Genomic DNA, 19,601 nt, shown 5'->3' with positions numbered 1-19,601 from the left:
GATGGCATCACCTCGTTTTATTCATTTACGTGTTCACAGTGACTATTCCATGATTGATGGGCTAGCCAAAACGGGGCCACTGGTTAAAAAAGTGGCTTCAATGGGCATGCCTGCGTTTGCGATCACCGATTTTACTAACCTTTGTGGGCTAGTCCGGTTTTATGGTGCAGCACATGGTGCAGGGATCAAACCCATTATTGGTGCTGATTTTTATGTGGAAAGTGAACTATTGGGTGATGAAATATCTCACTTAACTGTTTTAGCACGTAATAATGAAGGTTATCAAAACCTTACCCTACTCATTTCTGAAGCGTACCAAAAAGGCTATGGTGCGGTTGGACCAACAATTAAACGTGAGTGGCTGGCTAAGCACAAAGATGGTTTGATTCTACTCTCTGGTGGCCGTAAAGGGGATGTCGGGCAATGTCTATTAAGAGGTAATCAAGCCTTAGTGGATGAGTGCCTTGCATTCTATGAAACGCATTTTCCAGATTGCTACTACTTAGAATTAGTCAGAACAGGGCGGCCAGATGAAGAAAGTTATCTGCATGCGGCTGTCGAGTTAGCAACTAAAAAAGGCTTGCCTGTTGTTGCAACGAATGATGTTTGCTTCATTGAAAGTAGTGATTTCGACGCCCATGAAATACGTGTTGCTATCCATGATGGTTTTACATTAGCTGATCCGAAAAGGCCTAAAAATTATAGCCCTCAGCAATATTTACGTTCCGAAGAAGAGATGTGTGAGCTATTTGCTGACATCCCTGAAGCGTTAGAAAACAGTGTAGAGATTGCTAAGCGTTGTAACGTCACGATTCGCCTTGGTGAATACTTCTTACCGCAATTCCCAACAGGGGATATGAAAACCGAAGACTTTTTGGTTATGCGGTCAAAAGAAGGGTTAGAAGAGCGCCTCGAGTTTTTATTCCCAGACGAAAAAGTACGAGCGGAAAAACGCCCTGAATACGATGAGCGTCTGGAAATTGAACTTAACGTGATTAATCAGATGGGGTTCCCCGGTTACTTCTTGATCGTGATGGAATTTATCCAATGGTCAAAAGATAATGGCGTACCTGTGGGGCCGGGGCGAGGTTCCGGTGCGGGCTCTTTAGTTGCTTATGCCCTTAAAATTACGGATCTTGATCCGCTTGAGTTTGACTTGCTTTTTGAGCGTTTCTTGAATCCGGAACGTGTTTCGATGCCTGACTTTGATGTCGATTTCTGTATGGAAAAACGCGACCAAGTGATTGATCACGTAGCCCAAATGTATGGGCGTGACGCTGTTTCACAGATCATTACTTTCGGTACGATGGCCGCCAAAGCGGTTATCCGTGACGTGGGGCGCGTACTTGGGCACCCATATGGTTTTGTTGATAGAATTTCAAAATTAGTGCCGCCAGACCCCGGTATGACACTGGAAAAAGCGTTCGAAGCAGAACCACAGCTACCTGAAATTTATGAGGCTGATGAAGAGGTTAAAGCGCTTATCGATATGGCGCGTAAGCTCGAAGGTGTCACACGAAATGCTGGTAAACATGCGGGTGGGGTGGTTATCGCTCCAACTAAAATTACTGACTTTGCGCCGCTTTATTGTGATGCGGAAGGTAATAACCCTGTCACACAATTCGATAAAAACGATGTCGAATATGCGGGGTTAGTGAAGTTTGACTTCCTTGGTTTACGGACGTTGACGATCATTAACTGGGCGTTGGAAATGATCAACGCGCGTCGAGCTAAGAAAAATTTAGAACCGATTGATATTGCAGCTATTCCGCTACACGATCAAAAAAGCTTTGATATGCTGCAGCGCTCAGAAACCACAGCGGTATTCCAGTTAGAATCCCGTGGAATGAAGGACTTAATTAAGCGATTACGCCCCGACTGCTTCGAGGATATGATCGCACTGGTGGCATTGTTCCGTCCCGGGCCACTGCAATCAGGCATGGTAGATAACTTTATTGACCGTAAACATGGTCGTGAAGAAATATCGTACCCAGATGTACAATGGCAACATGAATCATTAAAACCTGTTCTAGAGCCCACATATGGGATTATTTTATACCAAGAACAGGTTATGCAGATTGCTCAGGTTTTAGCTGGCTATACGCTTGGCGGTGCGGATATGCTGCGTCGTGCGATGGGTAAAAAGAAACCTGAGGAAATGGCGAAGCAGCGTTCTGTTTTTGAAGAAGGTGCAATTAAAAACGGAGTAGACGGCGAGCTATCAATGAAAATCTTTGACTTGGTAGAGAAATTTGCCGGTTATGGGTTTAATAAATCGCATTCAGCTGCCTATGCTTTAGTTTCTTATCAAACATTATGGTTAAAAGCGCACTATCCCGCTGAATTTATGGCTGCAGTTATGACCGCGGATATGGATAACACGGAAAAAGTGGTTGGTTTAGTTGATGAATGTTGGCGAATGGGCTTAAAAGTATTGCCGCCAGATATCAATAGTGGGCTTTATCACTTCCATGTGAATGATGAAGGTGAGATAGTTTACGGTATCGGTGCAATCAAAGGAGTCGGCGAAGGCCCGATCGAAGCGATTGTTGAAGCTCGTCAACAAGGCGGCATCTTTAAAGAGATTTTTGACCTTTGTGCGCGAGTTGATATTAAAAAAATTAACCGTCGTGTGATGGAAAAGCTTATCATGGCAGGGGCATTTGACCGATTAGGCCCTCATCGTGCAGCGTTGATGTCTTCCCTTGAGGATGCGTTAAAAGCAGCTGACCAACATGCTAAAGCAGAGGCAATAGGCCAAGCAGATATGTTTGGTGTACTAGCTGAAGCACCTGAACAAGTTGAAAGTTCATATGCAAGTGTACCTAAATGGCCAGAGCAAGTAGTATTGGATGGTGAACGAGAGACGCTTGGTTTATATTTAACAGGGCATCCAATAACGCGATACTTGAGCGAAATAGAGCGCTATACTAATGGGCTTAGATTAAAAGATGTGAACCCCACCCCTCGTGGTCAAGTAACAACTGTGGTAGGTTTAGTACTTTCAGCTAAAGTGATTACAACCAAGCGTGGAAATAGAATAGGGATTTGTACGCTTGATGATCGTTCCGGTCGTCTGGATATTATGTTATTTTCAGATGCACTCGATAAGTACCAACATATGTTGGAAAAAGACAATATCCTGATAGCCACCGGTCAGGTCAGCTTTGATGATTTCAATGGTGGTAATAAAATGACAGTGCGTGAGTTAATGGATATTAGTGAAGCAAGGGAAAAATATGCACGAGGACTTGCAATTTCACTGTCAGATAAACAAATTAACGATCAATTGCTGAACCGGCTTCGCAGTACTCTTGAACCTCATCGTTCAGGAACGATCCCGGTTCATCTGTATTACCAGAAGGATGATGCCAGAGCCAAGCTTAAATTTGGTGTTGTTTGGCGTGTGACGCCAGTGGATCCCCTTTTGAACGATCTTCGAACTCTGCTGGGTAGTGAGCAGGTAGAATTAGAATTTGACTAAAATAGGAATATTATGAGTCTGGATTTTCTTGATTTTGAACAGCCAATCGCGGAATTAGAGGCGAAAATTGATTCTCTAACAGCGGTTAGCCGTCAAGATAACAACTTAGAAGTTAACCTAGATGAAGAGGTTGCTCGTTTACGTGAAAAAAGTGTTGAACTGACACGTAAAATTTTCTCTGATCTTGGGGCTTGGCAAATAGCTAAACTCGCTCGTCACCCACGTCGTCCATATACATTGGATTATATTTATCGCATTTTTACTGATTTCCAAGAATTAGCAGGGGATCGCGCTTATGCAGATGATAAAGCCATTGTCGGTGGAATGGCGCGTTTGGATGGTCGTCCAGTCATGATTATTGGGCATCAGAAAGGGCGTGAGACAAAAGAAAAAATCCGTCGTAATTTTGGTATGCCAGCCCCAGAAGGTTACCGTAAGGCACTGCGTTTGATGGAACTGGCTGAGCGTTTTAACTTACCTATTATCACCTTTATTGATACTCCAGGTGCTTATCCGGGAGTTGGTGCTGAAGAGCGTGGTCAGTCAGAGGCTATCGCACGTAATTTACGTGAAATGTCACGTTTATCTGTCCCAGTCATTTGTACCGTTATTGGTGAAGGTGGCTCTGGTGGTGCACTTGCTATCGGTGTGGGTGATAAAGTCAATATGCTGCAATACAGCACTTATTCTGTTATTTCACCAGAAGGCTGTGCATCTATTCTATGGAAAAGTGCAGATAAAGCACCATTAGCAGCAGAAGCAATGGGGATTACCGCCCCACGTCTTAAAGAACTGAAATTAATTGATAATGTTATTCCTGAGCCATTAGGCGGTGCACATCGTAATTATGATGAAATTGCAGAACAGCTAAAAGCACGCCTAACCGAGGACTTAGAGGAATTAGAATTATTAGATGCTGAAGCATTGAAAAACCGTCGCTATCAGCGCCTGATGGACTATGGTTATTGTTAATCATTAACAGCTAATCATTAATAAATACGGGAGTTTGCTTTTGCCAGCTCCCGTTTTTATTTTTAAGCTAGTCATTTTTAATGATAACCGAGTGTTTTGATTTAAATTATTCATCTGCTGAAAATAACTATAGATAGGGACTAGGGTGCGACAATATAATTATTTGCTATATGCTTTTACTTGCGTGTTGATATGGAGCTTTATTCCTATTGTCTCTCGTTTTGGGCAAGAAGGCATGGACAGCTTTCAATTCCTGTTCTGGTCGAACGTAATATCTGCGATATCTGTGATTATTGTTGCTCTTGCTTCAGGCTATCGACTGACAAAACTGTTTATTTTGCCAAGAGATATATTAGTCAAAGTCTTTGTTCTTGGCTTTCTTGACTGTTTATTCTATTTGTTGCTGTACTACGGATATTCCATTGAGAATGGTATAGCGGTATTGGTCATTCAATATAGTTGGCCATTAGTTATTATCTTGTTATCAGTAGTATTGCTAAAAGACAAATTAGCTGGAAGACAAATAATTGGTATCATAATCGGTTTTATTGCGGTGATTATTACTTTTACCAAAGGGCAAATTACGCAATTACATGTTGAAAACCCAACAGCGTTATTACTGGTTTTTAGTGGTGCGTTTTGCTTTGCCCTAATGTCAGTTTTCTCCCGTCAATATTCGATTGACCCCTATATTAGTACTGTATGGTTATTTATTTTTTCAACGCTGACTTCTTTTGTCTTATTGATGCTGTTTAGTGAAATGCGATTACCTTCAAAAGCGGCTTTTTGGCCAACGTTGATTAATGGTATTTTAATCAACGGGGTGTCTTACATTTTATGGTTCAAGGCGATGAATACAGGGCACTCGGCGAAAATAGCTTCTGTGGTATTTTTGTCTCCCGTATTATCGGTGCTCTGGTTAGTGTTAATCTTAAATGATGCTTTTGAAATTGCGTATGCAATAGGGGTATTACTGGTAATTATTTCTGGTGTTCTGTGTGTTGGCGCAAAGAGCCAAAGTCAGAAGTTGTGAGAAGGGCGAATAAATGTCACAGCATTCGCAAGTCATTGTTGATAGGGTTCTTAATAAAATAAGCGGTATCGAAAAAATTCTAGTGGGATTCAGTGGTGGTATTGACTCAACAGTTTTATTACATGCACTTTATCTTATTCGAAAGAAACAGCTTCCTCTATTAGAGGTTCGCGCTATTCATATTCATCATGGGTTGAATAGAAAAGCAAATGAATGGGAGCAGCATTGTGCTCAATTGTGTTTACAGTGGGACATTCCTTTCATTTGCCGACACGTAGTGGTTGATTCAAGCCAAAAAGGTATTGAAGCAGCGGCACGAGATGCCCGTTATCAGGCTTACCGAGAAGAATTACAAGAAGGTGAGGTGCTAGTTACGGCTCAACACCTTGATGATCAAGCAGAAACTTTCATGTTAGCGTTAAAGCGTGGTAGTGGGCCAGCAGGGTTGTCTTCAATGCCTGAACAATTAGCGTTTTCAGCATGTTGCGGTTCAACATCGCTGCTACGACCATTACTCTCAACACCCCGTATAGCGCTAGAAGCTTATATGCAAGAGCAGCAATTATCGTGGGTTGAAGACGATAGTAACCAAGATGATCGTTACGATAGAAATTTTTTACGCCTGAATATCATGCCTGTTTTGACTGAGCGTTGGCCGCATTTTTCGAGTGCAGTTGCCCGCAGTGCAGCGTTATGTGCAGAGCAAGAAACATTACTTGATGAGTTATTAAAGGATTCCCTTGATGAAATGATGGATTATCGAGGGGGGCTATTTATTGATGACTTGAAAGCCTGTTCATCAGCAAAACGCAATGCACTTATTCGCCGCTGGATTGGTCTGCATCAGCTACCAATGCCACCATTTAACCAATTGGAACGTATTTGGCAAGAAGTGGCGTTAGCTCGGCAGGATGCGGATCCTATTTGCCGTTTAGGGCAATTCGAAATTCGCCGTTATCAAGGTGCGTTGTGGGTTGTTAAGCGCATTAATAGCTTAGCTAATCAACAATTTGAATGGATTTATCCCGAGGCTTTTGAGTTACCTGAATCCTTAGGAATTTTACAAATTATGGAAGGTGAGGGGCAAATACGTCCACCATTTTCACATGAAAATGTGACGGTTCGTTTTGGGCTGCAAGGCACGCTCAATATTGTAGGACGGCATCGTTCCAGAAGCAGTAAGAAGATCTGGCAAGAATTAGGAGTAGCTCCATGGATGAGAGAAAGAGTGCCTCTAATTTATTATAACGACCAGCTCATTACTGCGGTGGGGTGTTTTATTACTCCTGAAGGAATGGCTGATGAAGCGACTCTTGGTATTGCTATTGATTGGCAAAAAGAGAGTGAATTTAAGGTGTTGAGTTAATGAGAAGCCCCTTATGACTGTGATTACCATAAGGGGCCATAGAAGGACTCAAAATAGCGAGTATTAGTGAGAGTGGTCGACAACAATCGTGCCGATTTCTGGATGACTGAAGGAAATTATGCAATCCAATCTTAACTCCTTGGTTCCTTCATGTGTCTCAACAATCAGGTACTCAACTTTTTTTCGTAGGAGTAAATCATTGGCCTGCCCCTCAATATTCACGCCGTCATTAAGTGCTATTTGCAATTTTAGCTGACGTTGGCATGCGATTTCTAGATATTCGTAATCATCACAATTGATAGGTTGATATTCAGTATCTGTAGACATATTCCCTCACCACTGTGTTAGTGGCGGTTATTGCCGCCTTGAACATGTTGTACCAAGCAAAAATGTGCTTAGTACGATAATAGCACAGTAACTTTAATAACTATAATCACAGCACTGGGAAAAAGACAATTCTTATTCACCAAATCAATGCATAACGTATTTTATCAGTAATGTCCGAATTTTCTTATGTTTACCATATTTTTATTAGATGAAATGCTATGATGTTTATATTGGTTAATAAGTTAAAACACATGGTTTTAAGGGAATTATAATGAAAAAATCACTAATGTTAGTCTTAATGGCGGTTGGAAGCATTACGTTAGCTGGCTGTCAGAGTGCGACAAAAAATATTGATGCAGCACCAGTCGATAAAGTATATACAGGCGTTTTACCTTGTGCAGATTGCTCTGGTATTGAGGCGACATTGTTAGTTAACCAAGACGGTAGTTATGTTGAGCAGCTTGTCTACTTAGGAACGAAAGATGGTGATACTGCTTTCCATGATACTGGTAAATGGAATATAGAAAATAATAAATTACGTGCAACTAATCCTAAAGGTGAGAGCACTTATTTTGCTCAATCAGCAGATGGCCAATCAATGACCTTACTGGATTTAGATGGTAACCCGATTGAAACACAGATGAATTATACATTAGACCAAGTTAAGCCAAGTAAAAAAGTGGGGCAATACCGCTATATGGCAGATGCAGCTGTATTCACAGAGTGCGCTAGTGGTCGTCAATATGCAGCTTCTGGTATCGAATTAGAAAAAGCGTATGGAGAAACGGGTGTAGATGGTGGTACGCCAGTTTACGCTGAAATTGAAGGTTATTATACCATTCGTCCTTCAATGGAAGATGGTCAGTTCGACTCAGCATTAGTACCAACAGGTACAATTAAATTCGACAAATCGGCTTCTTGTAACTAATTCGTATTTTTTCCTTTCTTAAAAGACCCACTTCAGTTGAAGTGGGTCTTTTTCTTTCGGACTCCTAAATTATCGACTAACGCCTCGTATTCTCTATCTTTAATTCATTTCTTATCATTATTTGACATCAGTATAACTTTTTTATTGACGCAAAATATTTATATAAATGTGAAGGTCGTCATAGCTGCTGGTCAATAGGAGACAATTGTTGCTCAGTTTGAATTATCGAAAAGGCTGGGAAGGCAGTATACTCAATTCAACTAGAGATAATTATATTCTTTAGCGTGTAGGGCTGAGTTATATGATAAGTCTATAAGAAAACTTATAAGTCACAGCGGTAATAAAAAATAGAACGAATTAAAGGATAAGGAATGAATAAGAAAAATATTTATCTATTTTGTTCTGCAGGTATGTCTACCTCACTGCTAGTTAACAAAATGAGACAGCAAGCAGAAAAATATGATGTACCTGTCAATATTGAAGCCTTCCCTGAAAGCTTAGCTTCAGAGAAGGGTGTAGATGCGGATGTAATATTGCTGGGCCCGCAAATCGCGTGGATGTTATCGGATATTCAGAAATTATTACCTAATAAGCCAGTTGAAGTTATTGATTCACTTTTATACGGAAAAGTGGATGGGCTTGGTGTACTAAAAGTCGCTGTTGCAATCATAAAACAACAATCGGCAAGCTAGTATCAAAAAGCTATTTACTACCTCTACAACATAATAACTCCATCGACATGAACGCTATTAATACAACGTAATTAGTTAAGAATGGAGCACACTCAAAAAAATTGAGGGTAATTTTATGAGTCTTTTTATCACTTCGCTTGAAAAGGTTCTCCTTCCATTCGCAGTTAGATTGGGAAAGCAACCTCATGTTAATGCAATAAAGAATGGTTTTATTCGAATTATGCCTCTGACATTAGTTGGGGCAATGTTTGTGCTAATTAATAATGTTTTTCTGAGTTTTGATACAGGGTCTTTTTTCTATTCTTTGGGCGTTAGACTAGAACCCTCAACGATAGAAACACTAAATGGCTTTAAAGCCATCGGTGGAAATGTTTATAACGGGACATTGGGGATAATGTCCTTAATGGCACCTTTTTTTATTGCAATGGCACTGGCGGAAGAACGTAAGGTGGATCCTCTAGCGGCTGGTTTGTTAGCCGTTGCATCTTTCATGACAGTAACACCTTATGACGTCAATGGTGCTTATGCTGTTGGTGCTAACTGGCTCGGTGGGGCAAATATCATTTCAGGGATCATTCTAGGGCTAGTCGTTGCTGAAATGTTCACTTTTATTGTTCGCCGTAATTGGGTGATCAGATTACCCGATAGCGTACCTCCATCTGTATCTCGTTCATTTTCTGCACTTATTCCTGGTTTTATTATCTTATCCATTATGGGAATTGTGTCGTGGGCATTAAGCGGTATTAGTAGTAACTTCCATCAAATTATAATGGATACAGTATCAACACCACTTGCTTCTATGGGGAATGTTGTTGGTTGGGCATATGTTGTATTTACGTCTCTACTATGGTTCTTTGGTATTCACGGTTCTCTCGCATTAACCGCATTAGATAGTGGCATAATGACCCCATGGGCATTGGAAAACGTGTCTTTGTATGCTGAATATGGCTCAGTTGACGCTGCGATTGCTGCGGGTAAGTCTTTCCATATGTGGGCAAAACCGATGCTTGATTCCTATGTGTTCTTAGGTGGAACCGGTGCTACATTAGGATTAATTATTGCTATCTTTATTGCATCACGCCGTGCCGATCATCGTCAGGTTGCGAAATTAGCATTACCAGCGGGTATTTTCCAAATTAATGAGCCGATTATTTTTGGTCTACCCATTATTATGAACCCAGTAATGTTTATTCCATTTATTCTTATTCAGCCTTTATTGGCGGGAATAATGGTCGCGGCTTATTATCTAGGGATTATCCCGCCAGTGACGAATATTGCACCATGGACGATGCCTACTGGGCTAGCTGCATTCTTCAATACAAATGGTAGTATTGCCGCTTTATTACTTGCATTATTTAACCTTGGTGTGGCCGTACTCGTTTATCTTCCATTTGTTGTGATTTCTAATAAAGCACAAAACACAATTGATGAAGAAGAAAGTGAAGAAGATATTGCTAACGCACTTAAATTTTAAAATAGGGAGGAGCTTGCTCCTCTCATTAAAATAGAGATAAAAATATGTTTGAGCTTAATGATATCCAAGAAAATGCCACTACGGATGAACTTGAAGAAGTTGTCATGGGACTGATTATTAATGCAGGGCAAGCAAGAAGCTTAGCTTACACCGCATTAAAAAAAGCGAAAGAAGGTGATTTTGTGACCGCAAAAAGTTTAATGGCGCAATCTCATTCCTCGTTGAATGAAGCTCATAAAGTGCAAACTCAGTTAATTGAAAGTGATATGGGGGAAGGGCGAATCAAAGTAAGCCTAGTCCTAGTTCATGCGCAGGATCATTTAATGAACGCAATGTTAGCCCGTGAATTAATTACAGAGTTAATTGAATTACATGAAAAACTAAACCATTAGAGAGAGGGTCATGATGCAGACACTGATGAATAGAACCGACACTAATGCTGAAATTAAACTAGTTCAAGAAAGTGAACTTTTTAATAATAAAACCTTTCATGTCTTTATTTATAATAAAGTTGAGAGTGCAAGTGGACTGCATCAACATGATTATTATGAATATATGATCGTTTTAACGGGGCGTTGTTATCAAATAATTAATGGAAAAAAAGTTTTATTAGAACGAGGAGATTTCATTTTTCTTCCAATAGGGTCTTATCACGAAAGTGCTTATGATTTTGGGCCAACACGAATATTGAATGTGGGTATCAGTAAATCATTTTTTGATAAACATTACTTACCACTATTACCAAGTTGTTTTGTTGCATCACAGGGTTATCAATTGAAAAATGAGTTTATGGCTTATATAGAATCCGTAATCGCATCATTAAATTTTCGTGATAGCGAATTTAATGAATTTATTGAGTTAGTTACATTTAATGTAGTAAATCGATTACGCCATTATCGTGAAAAAAGTATGCGAGATGATGCACCGCAGTGGTTAAAAAGCACATTGGAAGAAATGCATGATATCGCTATGTTTAGTGAGAGAGCTCTACAAAATATGATTTCTATAACGGGAAAATCACAAGAATACTTAACCCGGGCAACAAAAAGATATTATGGCAAAACGCCAATGCAGATTATTAATGATATCAGAATTAACTTTGCTAAAAAGCAACTTGAAATAACTAATTATTCAATTACAGATATTGCTTTTGAATCAGGTTATAGCAGCCCAAGTTTATTTGTAAAAAAATTTAAAGAGCTAACTTCATTAACACCGAGTGATTACAGAAAAAATCTATTTAGCGTTGAACAAAAAATGGTAGGTTAAATTATTATCTAAATAAGCTTTCCATTACTAAAATCTCTAGCATACCCATCTTTATATATAAGGATGGTGTGCTTTTCTATGTCTATTATAAAGGTCCATGAGGTTAATATGACTCGGAAATTAAAAGTTGTTACTATTGGAGGGGGGAGTAGCTACACTCCTGAATTACTGGAAGGTTTTATTAAACGTTATCATGAATTACCTATTACTGAATTATGGTTAGTGGATGTCGAAGAAGGTAAAGAAAAATTAGATATTATCTATAATTTATGCGAACGCATGGTTAAGCATGCCAATATACCTCTAAAGATATTTAAAACACTGGATAGGCGAGAAGCATTAAAAGATGCTGATTTCGTCACGACTCAATTAAGAGTTGGGCAATTAAAAGCGCGTGAATTAGATGAATCGATCCCTTTAAAACATGGTTATTTGGGACAAGAAACTAATGGTGCTGGTGGTTTATTCAAAGGGTTACGAACAATACCTGTGATTTTTGACATTATCAAAGATGTTGAAGAAATTTGCCCGAATGCTTGGATAATTAATTTTACTAACCCTGCTGGTATGGTGACTGAGGCTGTTTATCGGCATACTAATTTCACACGCTTTATTGGTGTTTGTAATATCCCTATCGGTATGAAAATGTTTATTACCGACGTTTTAAAACTATCTGATAGTGATGAATTATCTATCGATTTATTTGGTTTAAACCATATGGTTTTTATCAAAGATGTTATTGTAAATGGCTCATCGAGGTTTAATGAATTATTAGAGGGTATTGCCTCTGGAACGTTAAGTGCCAATTCAGTTAAAAACATTACTGACCTTGCTTTTGACGAAGGTCTAATTCGCGGGTTAAATCTGATCCCATGTTCCTATTTATTGTACTATTTTAAACCTAAGGAAATGCTAGCGATTGAGCTGGGTGAGTATTATAAAGGCGGTGCTAGGGCACAAGTCGTGCAAAAAGTTGAACATCAACTATTTGAACTATATAAAAACCCGACATTAGATGTAAAGCCTAAAGAGCTTGAATTAAGAGGTGGGGCTTATTATTCAGATGCAGCTTGTGAAGTCATCAATGCGATATACAATGATAAGCAAACGGAGCACTATGTTAATATTCCACATCATGGACATATCGATAATATTCCTGAAGACTGGACTGTCGAAATGACATGTATATTAGGTCGTGATGGTGCGAAACCGCACCCACGGGTAAAACATTTTGATGATAAAGTACTTGGTTTAATTTATACCTTAAAAAACTTTGAGATTGCGACTAGCCAAGCTGCAGTAAATGGTCAGTTTAATGATGTTTTATTGGCGATGAATTTAAACCCATTAATTCATTCTGATAACGATGCGCGTTTAATTTCTAAGGAATTACTTATCGCCCATAAAAAATATCTACCCAACTTTGCTAAAGCAATACAACAGCTTGAGCAAGAAGGTTAATTAGCCAGATAGCTTATAGAATTAAGGGAGAGCATATGGCTGTACTACTTATTGTAAATGCTGATGATTTTGGGCTCTGTGAAGCTGTCAATTATGGTATTATTGAATCTCATCGTAATGGGATAGTTCATTCAACTAGTGCGATGATGAATATGCCAGCAATATCCCATGCAGCTAAATTAAGCCAAGAAAATCCGAACTTAGCGGTGGGCATGCATTTTGTTTTAACTGCAGGAAAGCCCTTCTCATCAATGCCTACACTCAGCCGTGATGGAATGTTGGGGAAATGGCTTTGGGATATTGATATTAATGATTTACCATTGATTGAGATTGAACAAGAGCTAAACTTGCAATATCAAAAGTTTATCGAAATTTTTGGTCAAAAACCTAGCCATATTGATAGCCATCATCATGTCCATATGATTGAAGGTATTTTTCCAATTGTAGTTGCTTTCGCCCAAGAGAAGGGAGTTGCATTACGCGTTGATCGTCAATTAGAGAAGAATTGGCCACCATTATCATATCAAGTGGTGAGTACGGACTGTTTTAGTAGCGAATTCTATGGTGATGAAATTTCAGAAACACTGTTTTTGAAGATTATTAATGAAGCTAAGGTACAAGGTAATAGATCTATTGAAGTTATGAGCCATCCTGCTTTTATTGATAATGCACTATTAAAAAGTAACTATGCATATCCACGTTTAAATGAATTGGAAGTTTTAACATCTGAAAACTTAAAATCACAAATTTTGGCACATGGCTTTAAGATTGGTTCGTACCGAGACATCTAAAGAAAAAGCCCAAATTCAAAGTAACCTAAATTTGGGCTTTATTTTCTAGCTTTTAACCTGTTTTATTTACCGAGCTTACCTTTTAGGAAGCTAACAATATTTTCTAAACCAACAAGTTCTTTATCATCACTTCGGCGTGATTTATATTCAATTTGGTTGTTGTCTAAGTTACGGTCACCAATAACGATAGTATATGGAACACCAATCAGCTCCATATCGGCAAACATCACACCAGGGCGCTCTTTACGGTCATCGAAAATCACATCAATACCGTTTGCTTTTAAGTCAGTGTAAAGTTTTTCTGCAACCTCTTTAACACGATAAGATTTGTGCATATTCATTGGTAAAATAGCCACTTGGAACGGAGCAATTGCATCCGGCCAAATAATTCCTCGGTCATCATGGCTTTGTTCAATGGCAGCGGCAACAATACGCGTTACACCAATACCATAACAACCCATGGTGACGATTTGGTTATGGCCATCTTCATTTTGGACTGATGCTTTCATTGCTTCTGAGTATTTAGTGCCTAATTGGAAAATGTGGCCAACTTCGATACCGCGTTTAATTTGTAGTACGCCTTTACCATCAGGGCTTGGGTCGCCTTCAACAACGTTACGTAAATCAAAAGCTTCTGGTAACGCTAAATCACGTTCCCAGTTGATGCCAAAATAGTGTTTGCCATCAATATTTGCGCCAGCACCAAAGTCGCTCATTACTGCAACGCTACGGTCGATAACAATCGGTAGAGGCATATTGACAGGGCCTAAAGAACCTGGGCCTGCATTCACCGCATTTCTGATTTCAGCTTCAGTGGCAAATTCTAATGGGCTAGCCACTAAAGGGTGTTTTTCTGCTTTGATTTCATTTAATTCATGGTCGCCACGAATTAATAAAGCGACTAAAGTGTGCCCTGAATCTTTTTTCGCGTGGACAATCAATGTCTTAACAGTTTTCTCAACAGGTAAATTGAATTGTTCGACAAGCTCTGCAATTGTTTTTGCATTTGGCGTATCAACAAGCCGCATTTCTTCTGTTGGAGCGCCACGAGGTGTTGTTGGTGCTAATGCTTCTGCGAATTCAATGTTAGCAGCATAATCAGATTCGGTAGAGAAAATAACGTCATCTTCACCATTTTTTGCTAATACTTGGAATTCGTGGGATGCGCTACCACCGATAGAGCCTGTATCAGCTTGAACAGCACGAAAATCAAAACCAATCCGCGTGAAAATTTTGCTGTAGGCTTCGTACATTGTATCGTAGGTTTCTTGCAATGATTCTTGGCTAGTGTGGAAAGAGTATGCATCTTTCATGATAAATTCACGTGAACGCATCACACCAAAACGTGGGCGAACTTCATCACGGAATTTGGTTTGAATTTGGAATAAATTCAATGGTAGTTGTTTGTAAGACGTAATTTCGTTACGCACTAAATCGGTGATCACTTCTTCATGGGTTGGGCCGAGAACAAACGGGCGCTCACCACGGTCAACAAAACGCAGCAATTCAGGGCCATACTGTTCCCAACGTCCACTTTCTTGCCATAAATCTGCAGGTTGGACGACGGGTAAAGATACCTCTATAGCGCCTGCATTTTCCATTTCTTCACGAACGATGGTTTCTACTTTTCGCAGAACACGCACACCAGTGGGTAACCAGTCATACAGACCAGAGGCAAGTTTACGGATCATTCCTGCACGCAGCATCAGCTGATGGCTGATAACTTCTGCATCCGCAGGGGTCTCTTTTAGAGTTGAGAGCAGATATTTGCTAGTACGCATTGTATAGGTTCCATTAGAACAACAAGTTATGGCAAACGACTTATTTGCCAAGGTATATAGTGAGCTAGTCTACCAGTGACGAAGACTTGTCAAAAGGGGTTAAGGTGATTTTTCGTATGGTTCAATAGCGAATACTTCAGTCACACCATCAATTACTCGCCAACGAATATTAAAATCTAATAAATGGACTGCATAGTCACGTATTTCAGTAGATTGTTTTTTATATGCAGGGCGAGGGTCTTGCATTAAAACTTGTGAAATAAATTGTTTAATACCCGGGTACTGACTTTGATAAGTATTTAATACAGTTTCTGTATGTGGGGTAAATATAACCGGCATATTATCTGAAGGTGTTTCTTGCGCATACCCTGCAGTTGCAGTAGGTATTGCCTCAGCGAAAGGTAAATAAGGTTTTATATCGATAACTGGGGTGCCATCAACCAAATCAAGACTACCAAGCTCAAGGATCACTTGGTTATTTTTTATTGTTATTCCATGTAATTCAACAAGTGACATACCTATTGGGTTTGGTCTAAATGTTGAACGGGTTGCGAAAACACCCATTTTATCATTGCCTCCTAGTCTTGGAGGACGCACTAGTGGCTTCCAGCCATTTTTCATCGTTTGATGAAAAATGAATAAAACCCAAACGTGGCTAAATTGATTGAGACCTCGGACTGCATTTGGCTGGTTAAATGGAGAATTTAGATGTAAGCGTCCCGCACCTCCCTGAACAAGTCCAGGTTGGCGAGGGATCGCAAACTTTTCTTTATAAGGTGATTCAATGTGCCCAATAACATTAAACTGAAAAGATTGCATAAGATACTTATTCAACAATTTTTAATGCACTGCCTTCGCAAATAGTTGCCTGGTAACAACCTGGGGAGGTCATAGTTTGGCACTGGTGTAAAAGTACTGCATCAGCCGCAATATAGGCAGCCTGTGATAACATACTGTTTTTTGCGGTATTCAAATTTGCCGGAGGGCTTTGAACACTTTCTCGACAAGATTCCCCAGAAACAACACCTAAATCTTTGAAAGGCATCCCTAATAATTCTTCTGGACTATTCATTAATTTAACGTTTGCAGTGTTTGGTTTTGTCTCACTCGGTACAGGTTTAGACAATTTCATACTAGTGAAACCTTTATTTTGCCCTGGACTCGTGTATTGGTTAATTCCACACCCGGCTAACAAAAATGTCACCAAAGTGAGCAATAACAGTCTCATAATTATACCTTTCTTATATTATTCAAAATAATGCCGTTGTTTTATAGTCTATAAATTACAAAAAATACTAGACGGCGTTAAGCCGTCTAGTATTTTAATCGTTTTTTAAATAATAAAAAAGATTACCAGCCTTTAACTGCACCACCATCGAAGACTTCGTTAGCTTTATTTGCCACTTCATCTGATTGATATGCTTGAATAAATTTCTTCACATTTTTGCTATCTTTATTATCTTCACGAGCAACAATAATATTTACGTAAGGAGAATCTTTATCTTCAACAAATAAACCATCTTTTGCTGGGGTTAATTTAGGTGTAGCACTACTCGCCCAAGTAGTATTGATGATCGCTAAGGCAATTTTTTGGTCATCTAAAGCACGAGGTAATTGAGGTGCTTCTAACTCAACAAATTTCAGGTCTTTCGGGTTTTCAACCACATCTAAAACCGTTGGCATTAAACCTGTACCATCTTTTAATTTAATTAAACCTTGTTGTTGTAATAACAGTAATGAACGGCCTAAGTTAGTTGGGTCATTTGGTAACGCAATTTGTGAACCATCTGCAAGTTCATCAACTGACTTAATCTTTTTAGAGTAAGCCGCAATTGGATAAATAAAAGTATTTCCAACAGGGACTAATTTATAGTTACGGTCTTTAATTTGCTGATCAAGATAAGGCTTGTGCTGGAATGCGTTCGCATCGATATCGCCTTTACTTAATGCTTCGTTTGGTAAGACGAAGTCATTAAATGAAACAAGCTCAACATTTAAACCGTATTTTTCTTTAGCTACTTTTTGCGCGACTTCAGCAACTTCTAATTCTTTGCCCATGATCACACCAACTTTAATGCTGTTAGCATCTTTCTCTTTTTCACCACAACCAGTGAGAACGAGTGTGCCTAATAGCGCGCCGACAACTGCGATAGATTTTAATTTAATAGACATTGGTTTACCCCTTTAAAACGGACTTTATAAGCACCTCAACGGCGCCGCTATTTTACTAACTATCGATGTGAAACTTTTTTCATTAAATACTCGCCACCAAACTGAATTAGATTTACTAAAATGACAAGTAGAACAATAACGGTATTCATCACAACAGGGTTATAGGTTTGATAACCATATTGTAGTGCGATTTGGCCTAAACCACCGGCACCAACTGCACCACCCATTGCAGAATATCCGACTAACATAATTAACGTGATAGTGGCTGCATTAATTAAACTTGGCAATGCTTCAGGGATTAAAATCTTACGAATAATCTGAAGTGGAGTTGCCCCCATTGCACGAGCTGATTCAATTAAACCACTTGGAATTTCTAATAACGCATTTTCAACCATACGAGCAATAAATGGTGCGGCCCCAATAGTTAAAGGCACGATAGCTGCTTTTAAACCAATGGTGGTACCAACAAGAAACGACGTTAATGGAATAATCCAAACTAGCAAAATAATAAACGGTACTGAACGGAAAATATTAACAACAACCGCAAGAGCACGATATAAGCCAACATTTTCCATAACTTGATCTTTGCGCGTAATATAGAGCAACACGCCTAAAGGTAAACCTAAAACAAAACCTAAAAAGCCGGAAACAAAGGTCATTGTGATAGTGTCAATTGTGCCGTTAATCAGCAGATAAATCATTCTCTCAGACATAACCCAAAACCTCTACTTTCACGTGGTGCTCTTTCAAAAATGCAATTGTGGACTCAACGCCACCATTGATGCCATGTAGCTCTGCTAGCATCACACCAAATTTCACGCCGCCAGCGTAGTCAATTTGTGAACTTAAAATATTAATATCAATATCAAACTTACGTACTGCCATTGAAATTAAAGGTGCATCAACAGACTGCCCTGTAAATTCGAGCTTAAGTAATGGAGATAGGTCTTGACCTGGTTCTGTTTTCAATCGTTCTTTATAATCATCTGGAATATCAATGACTAATGTTGACTGTATAAATGCTTGAGCGACAGGTGTTTTTGGGTGAGAGAATACTTCGCTCACTTTATCTTGCTCGATTAATTGACCTCCACTTATTACAGCAACTTGATCACAAATACGTTTTACAACATCCATTTCGTGAGTAATTAATAAGATAGTTAGTCCTAATCGGCGGTTAATATCTTTCAACAATTCTAAAATTGAACGAGTTGTCGCCGGGTCTAATGCACTTGTAGCTTCGTCACATAGCAATACTTTAGGGGAATTAGCTAATGCGCGAGCTATAGCTACACGTTGTTTTTGTCCGCCGGATAAATTCGCAGGATAAGCATCTTTCTTTTCACTTAAACCAACTAAATCTAGTAATTCATTCACACGCTCTTTAATTTTTTCTTTAGGCGTATTATCAAGCTCTAAAGGTAGAGCAACGTTATCAAAAACAGTGCGTGAAGATAACAAGTTAAAATGTTGAAAAATCATGCCAATGCCGCGACGTGCTCTCGTCAAGGTTTTTTCAGTCATCGACGTTAAATCTTGCCCATCAACAATAACTTGGCCTGAAGTTGGGCGCTCAAGCATATTTACGCAACGAATAAGCGTACTTTTACCTGCACCTGAAGCACCAATAACGCCATAGATCTGACCAGCAGGCACATGCAAGCTAATATCAGTAAGTGCTTGAATGTTACGGCTTCCTTGCTGGAAAACTTTATTAATATTTGAGAGCTTTATCATTTATAGTTTCTAACTTTATCTGAATTGTTTTTAGATAGTGTATCTAATAAGGTTGGATGTTAAGGCGTCTAGACGTCTAAGTCAATAAAGATTGTTCTATTTATTCTATTCTCC

General features: G+C 39.3%; 18 protein-coding genes. 11 read left to right on the top strand and 7 right to left on the bottom strand.

The genetic code is table 11. The features are described 5' to 3' along the window. Position 1: 1 nt before the first annotated feature. The 4 genes from dnaE (at position 2) to tilS (ending at position 6,855) form a co-directional block, all read left to right on the top strand. Entirely contained in the window at positions 2-3,484 is a 3,483-nt protein-coding gene (gene dnaE, locus P3L37_RS14830) for a DNA polymerase III subunit alpha (protein ID WP_004908794.1), read from the top strand. A 12-nt stretch (positions 3,485-3,496) separates the two neighbouring features. Beyond that, positions 3,497-4,456 carry an acetyl-CoA carboxylase carboxyl transferase subunit alpha gene (gene accA / locus P3L37_RS14825; protein WP_222959899.1) on the top strand — a complete coding sequence of 320 codons (960 nt, stop codon included), beginning with the start codon at positions 3,497-3,499 and terminating at the stop codon, positions 4,454-4,456. Positions 4,457-4,601: 145 nt separating this feature from the next. Then, positions 4,602-5,489, top strand: a complete 888-nt coding sequence (locus P3L37_RS14820) for a DMT family transporter (RefSeq protein ID WP_042851536.1) — start codon at positions 4,602-4,604, stop codon at positions 5,487-5,489. A 13-nt stretch (positions 5,490-5,502) separates the two neighbouring features. Next, on the top strand, positions 5,503-6,855 hold the full coding sequence (gene tilS / locus P3L37_RS14815; RefSeq protein WP_109911810.1) for a tRNA lysidine(34) synthetase TilS: 1,353 nt from the start codon (positions 5,503-5,505) through the stop codon (positions 6,853-6,855). Between the two features lie 63 nt (positions 6,856-6,918). Here the strand turns inward: tilS and rof are convergent, their stop codons facing one another. Beyond that, positions 6,919-7,182, bottom strand: a complete 264-nt coding sequence (gene rof, locus P3L37_RS14810; RefSeq protein ID WP_004908806.1) for a Rho-binding antiterminator — start codon at positions 7,180-7,182, stop codon at positions 6,919-6,921. Between the two features lie 271 nt (positions 7,183-7,453). Between rof and nlpE the strand changes: the two genes are divergently transcribed. From nlpE to chbG, 7 genes are all read left to right on the top strand, one after another. Then, a complete protein-coding gene (gene nlpE / locus P3L37_RS14805; RefSeq protein WP_109911812.1) occupies positions 7,454-8,110 on the top strand; it encodes an envelope stress response activation lipoprotein NlpE in 657 nt (218 codons plus the stop codon). Positions 8,111-8,481: 371 nt separating this feature from the next. Next, a complete protein-coding gene (locus tag P3L37_RS14800; RefSeq protein ID WP_004908810.1) occupies positions 8,482-8,802 on the top strand; it encodes a PTS sugar transporter subunit IIB in 321 nt (106 codons plus the stop codon). A 115-nt stretch (positions 8,803-8,917) separates the two neighbouring features. Further along, the gene (gene chbC / locus P3L37_RS14795) at positions 8,918-10,276 is read left to right on the top strand and encodes a PTS N,N'-diacetylchitobiose transporter subunit IIC (protein WP_036957985.1); all 1,359 of its coding nucleotides are present in this window, start codon (positions 8,918-8,920) and stop codon (positions 10,274-10,276) included. 44 nt (positions 10,277-10,320) lie between these two features. After that, positions 10,321-10,668: a PTS N,N'-diacetylchitobiose transporter subunit IIA gene (chbA, locus tag P3L37_RS14790; RefSeq protein ID WP_004908815.1), complete on the top strand. Its 348-nt coding sequence runs from the start codon at positions 10,321-10,323 to the stop codon at positions 10,666-10,668. Positions 10,669-10,678: 10 nt separating this feature from the next. Next, positions 10,679-11,545, top strand: coding sequence for a transcriptional regulator ChbR (gene chbR, locus P3L37_RS14785; protein WP_109911813.1), 867 nt, complete (start codon positions 10,679-10,681; stop codon positions 11,543-11,545). A 108-nt stretch (positions 11,546-11,653) separates the two neighbouring features. Further along, the gene (locus tag P3L37_RS14780; protein WP_109911821.1) at positions 11,654-13,006 is read left to right on the top strand and encodes a 6-phospho-beta-glucosidase; all 1,353 of its coding nucleotides are present in this window, start codon (positions 11,654-11,656) and stop codon (positions 13,004-13,006) included. Positions 13,007-13,041: 35 nt separating this feature from the next. Further along, the gene (gene chbG / locus P3L37_RS14775; protein ID WP_109911814.1) at positions 13,042-13,797 is read left to right on the top strand and encodes a chitin disaccharide deacetylase; all 756 of its coding nucleotides are present in this window, start codon (positions 13,042-13,044) and stop codon (positions 13,795-13,797) included. A gap of 62 nt (positions 13,798-13,859) precedes the next feature. On the opposite strand, the gene proS is transcribed toward chbG, so the two are convergent. The 6 genes from proS to metN form a co-directional block, all read right to left on the bottom strand. After that, the gene (gene proS / locus P3L37_RS14770) at positions 13,860-15,578 is read right to left on the bottom strand and encodes a proline--tRNA ligase (RefSeq protein WP_004908825.1); all 1,719 of its coding nucleotides are present in this window, start codon (positions 15,576-15,578) and stop codon (positions 13,860-13,862) included. A 99-nt stretch (positions 15,579-15,677) separates the two neighbouring features. Continuing rightward, a complete protein-coding gene (gene tsaA, locus P3L37_RS14765; RefSeq protein WP_109911815.1) occupies positions 15,678-16,397 on the bottom strand; it encodes a tRNA (N6-threonylcarbamoyladenosine(37)-N6)-methyltransferase TrmO in 720 nt (239 codons plus the stop codon). Positions 16,398-16,404: 7 nt separating this feature from the next. Continuing rightward, positions 16,405-16,806: an Rcs stress response system protein RcsF gene (rcsF, locus tag P3L37_RS14760; RefSeq protein WP_004908829.1), complete on the bottom strand. Its 402-nt coding sequence runs from the start codon at positions 16,804-16,806 to the stop codon at positions 16,405-16,407. Between the two features lie 122 nt (positions 16,807-16,928). After that, entirely contained in the window at positions 16,929-17,750 is an 822-nt protein-coding gene (locus P3L37_RS14755; protein WP_272667390.1) for a MetQ/NlpA family lipoprotein, read from the bottom strand. A gap of 59 nt (positions 17,751-17,809) precedes the next feature. Further along, on the bottom strand, positions 17,810-18,463 hold the full coding sequence (gene metI, locus P3L37_RS14750; protein WP_004257375.1) for a methionine ABC transporter permease MetI: 654 nt from the start codon (positions 18,461-18,463) through the stop codon (positions 17,810-17,812). Next, a complete protein-coding gene (gene metN, locus P3L37_RS14745; RefSeq protein ID WP_004915275.1) occupies positions 18,456-19,487 on the bottom strand; it encodes a methionine ABC transporter ATP-binding protein MetN in 1,032 nt (343 codons plus the stop codon). The genes metI and metN overlap by 8 nt, the downstream gene beginning before the upstream one ends. Positions 19,488-19,601 lie beyond the last annotated feature (114 nt).

Origin of the sequence: Providencia sp. PROV114 (genome assembly GCF_032704305.1) — a bacterium.
Classification (GTDB): domain Bacteria; phylum Pseudomonadota; class Gammaproteobacteria; order Enterobacterales; family Enterobacteriaceae; genus Providencia; species Providencia rettgeri.
Note: the sequence above shows the minus strand (reverse complement) of the source record. Positions and strands in the feature narration are given on the sequence as shown.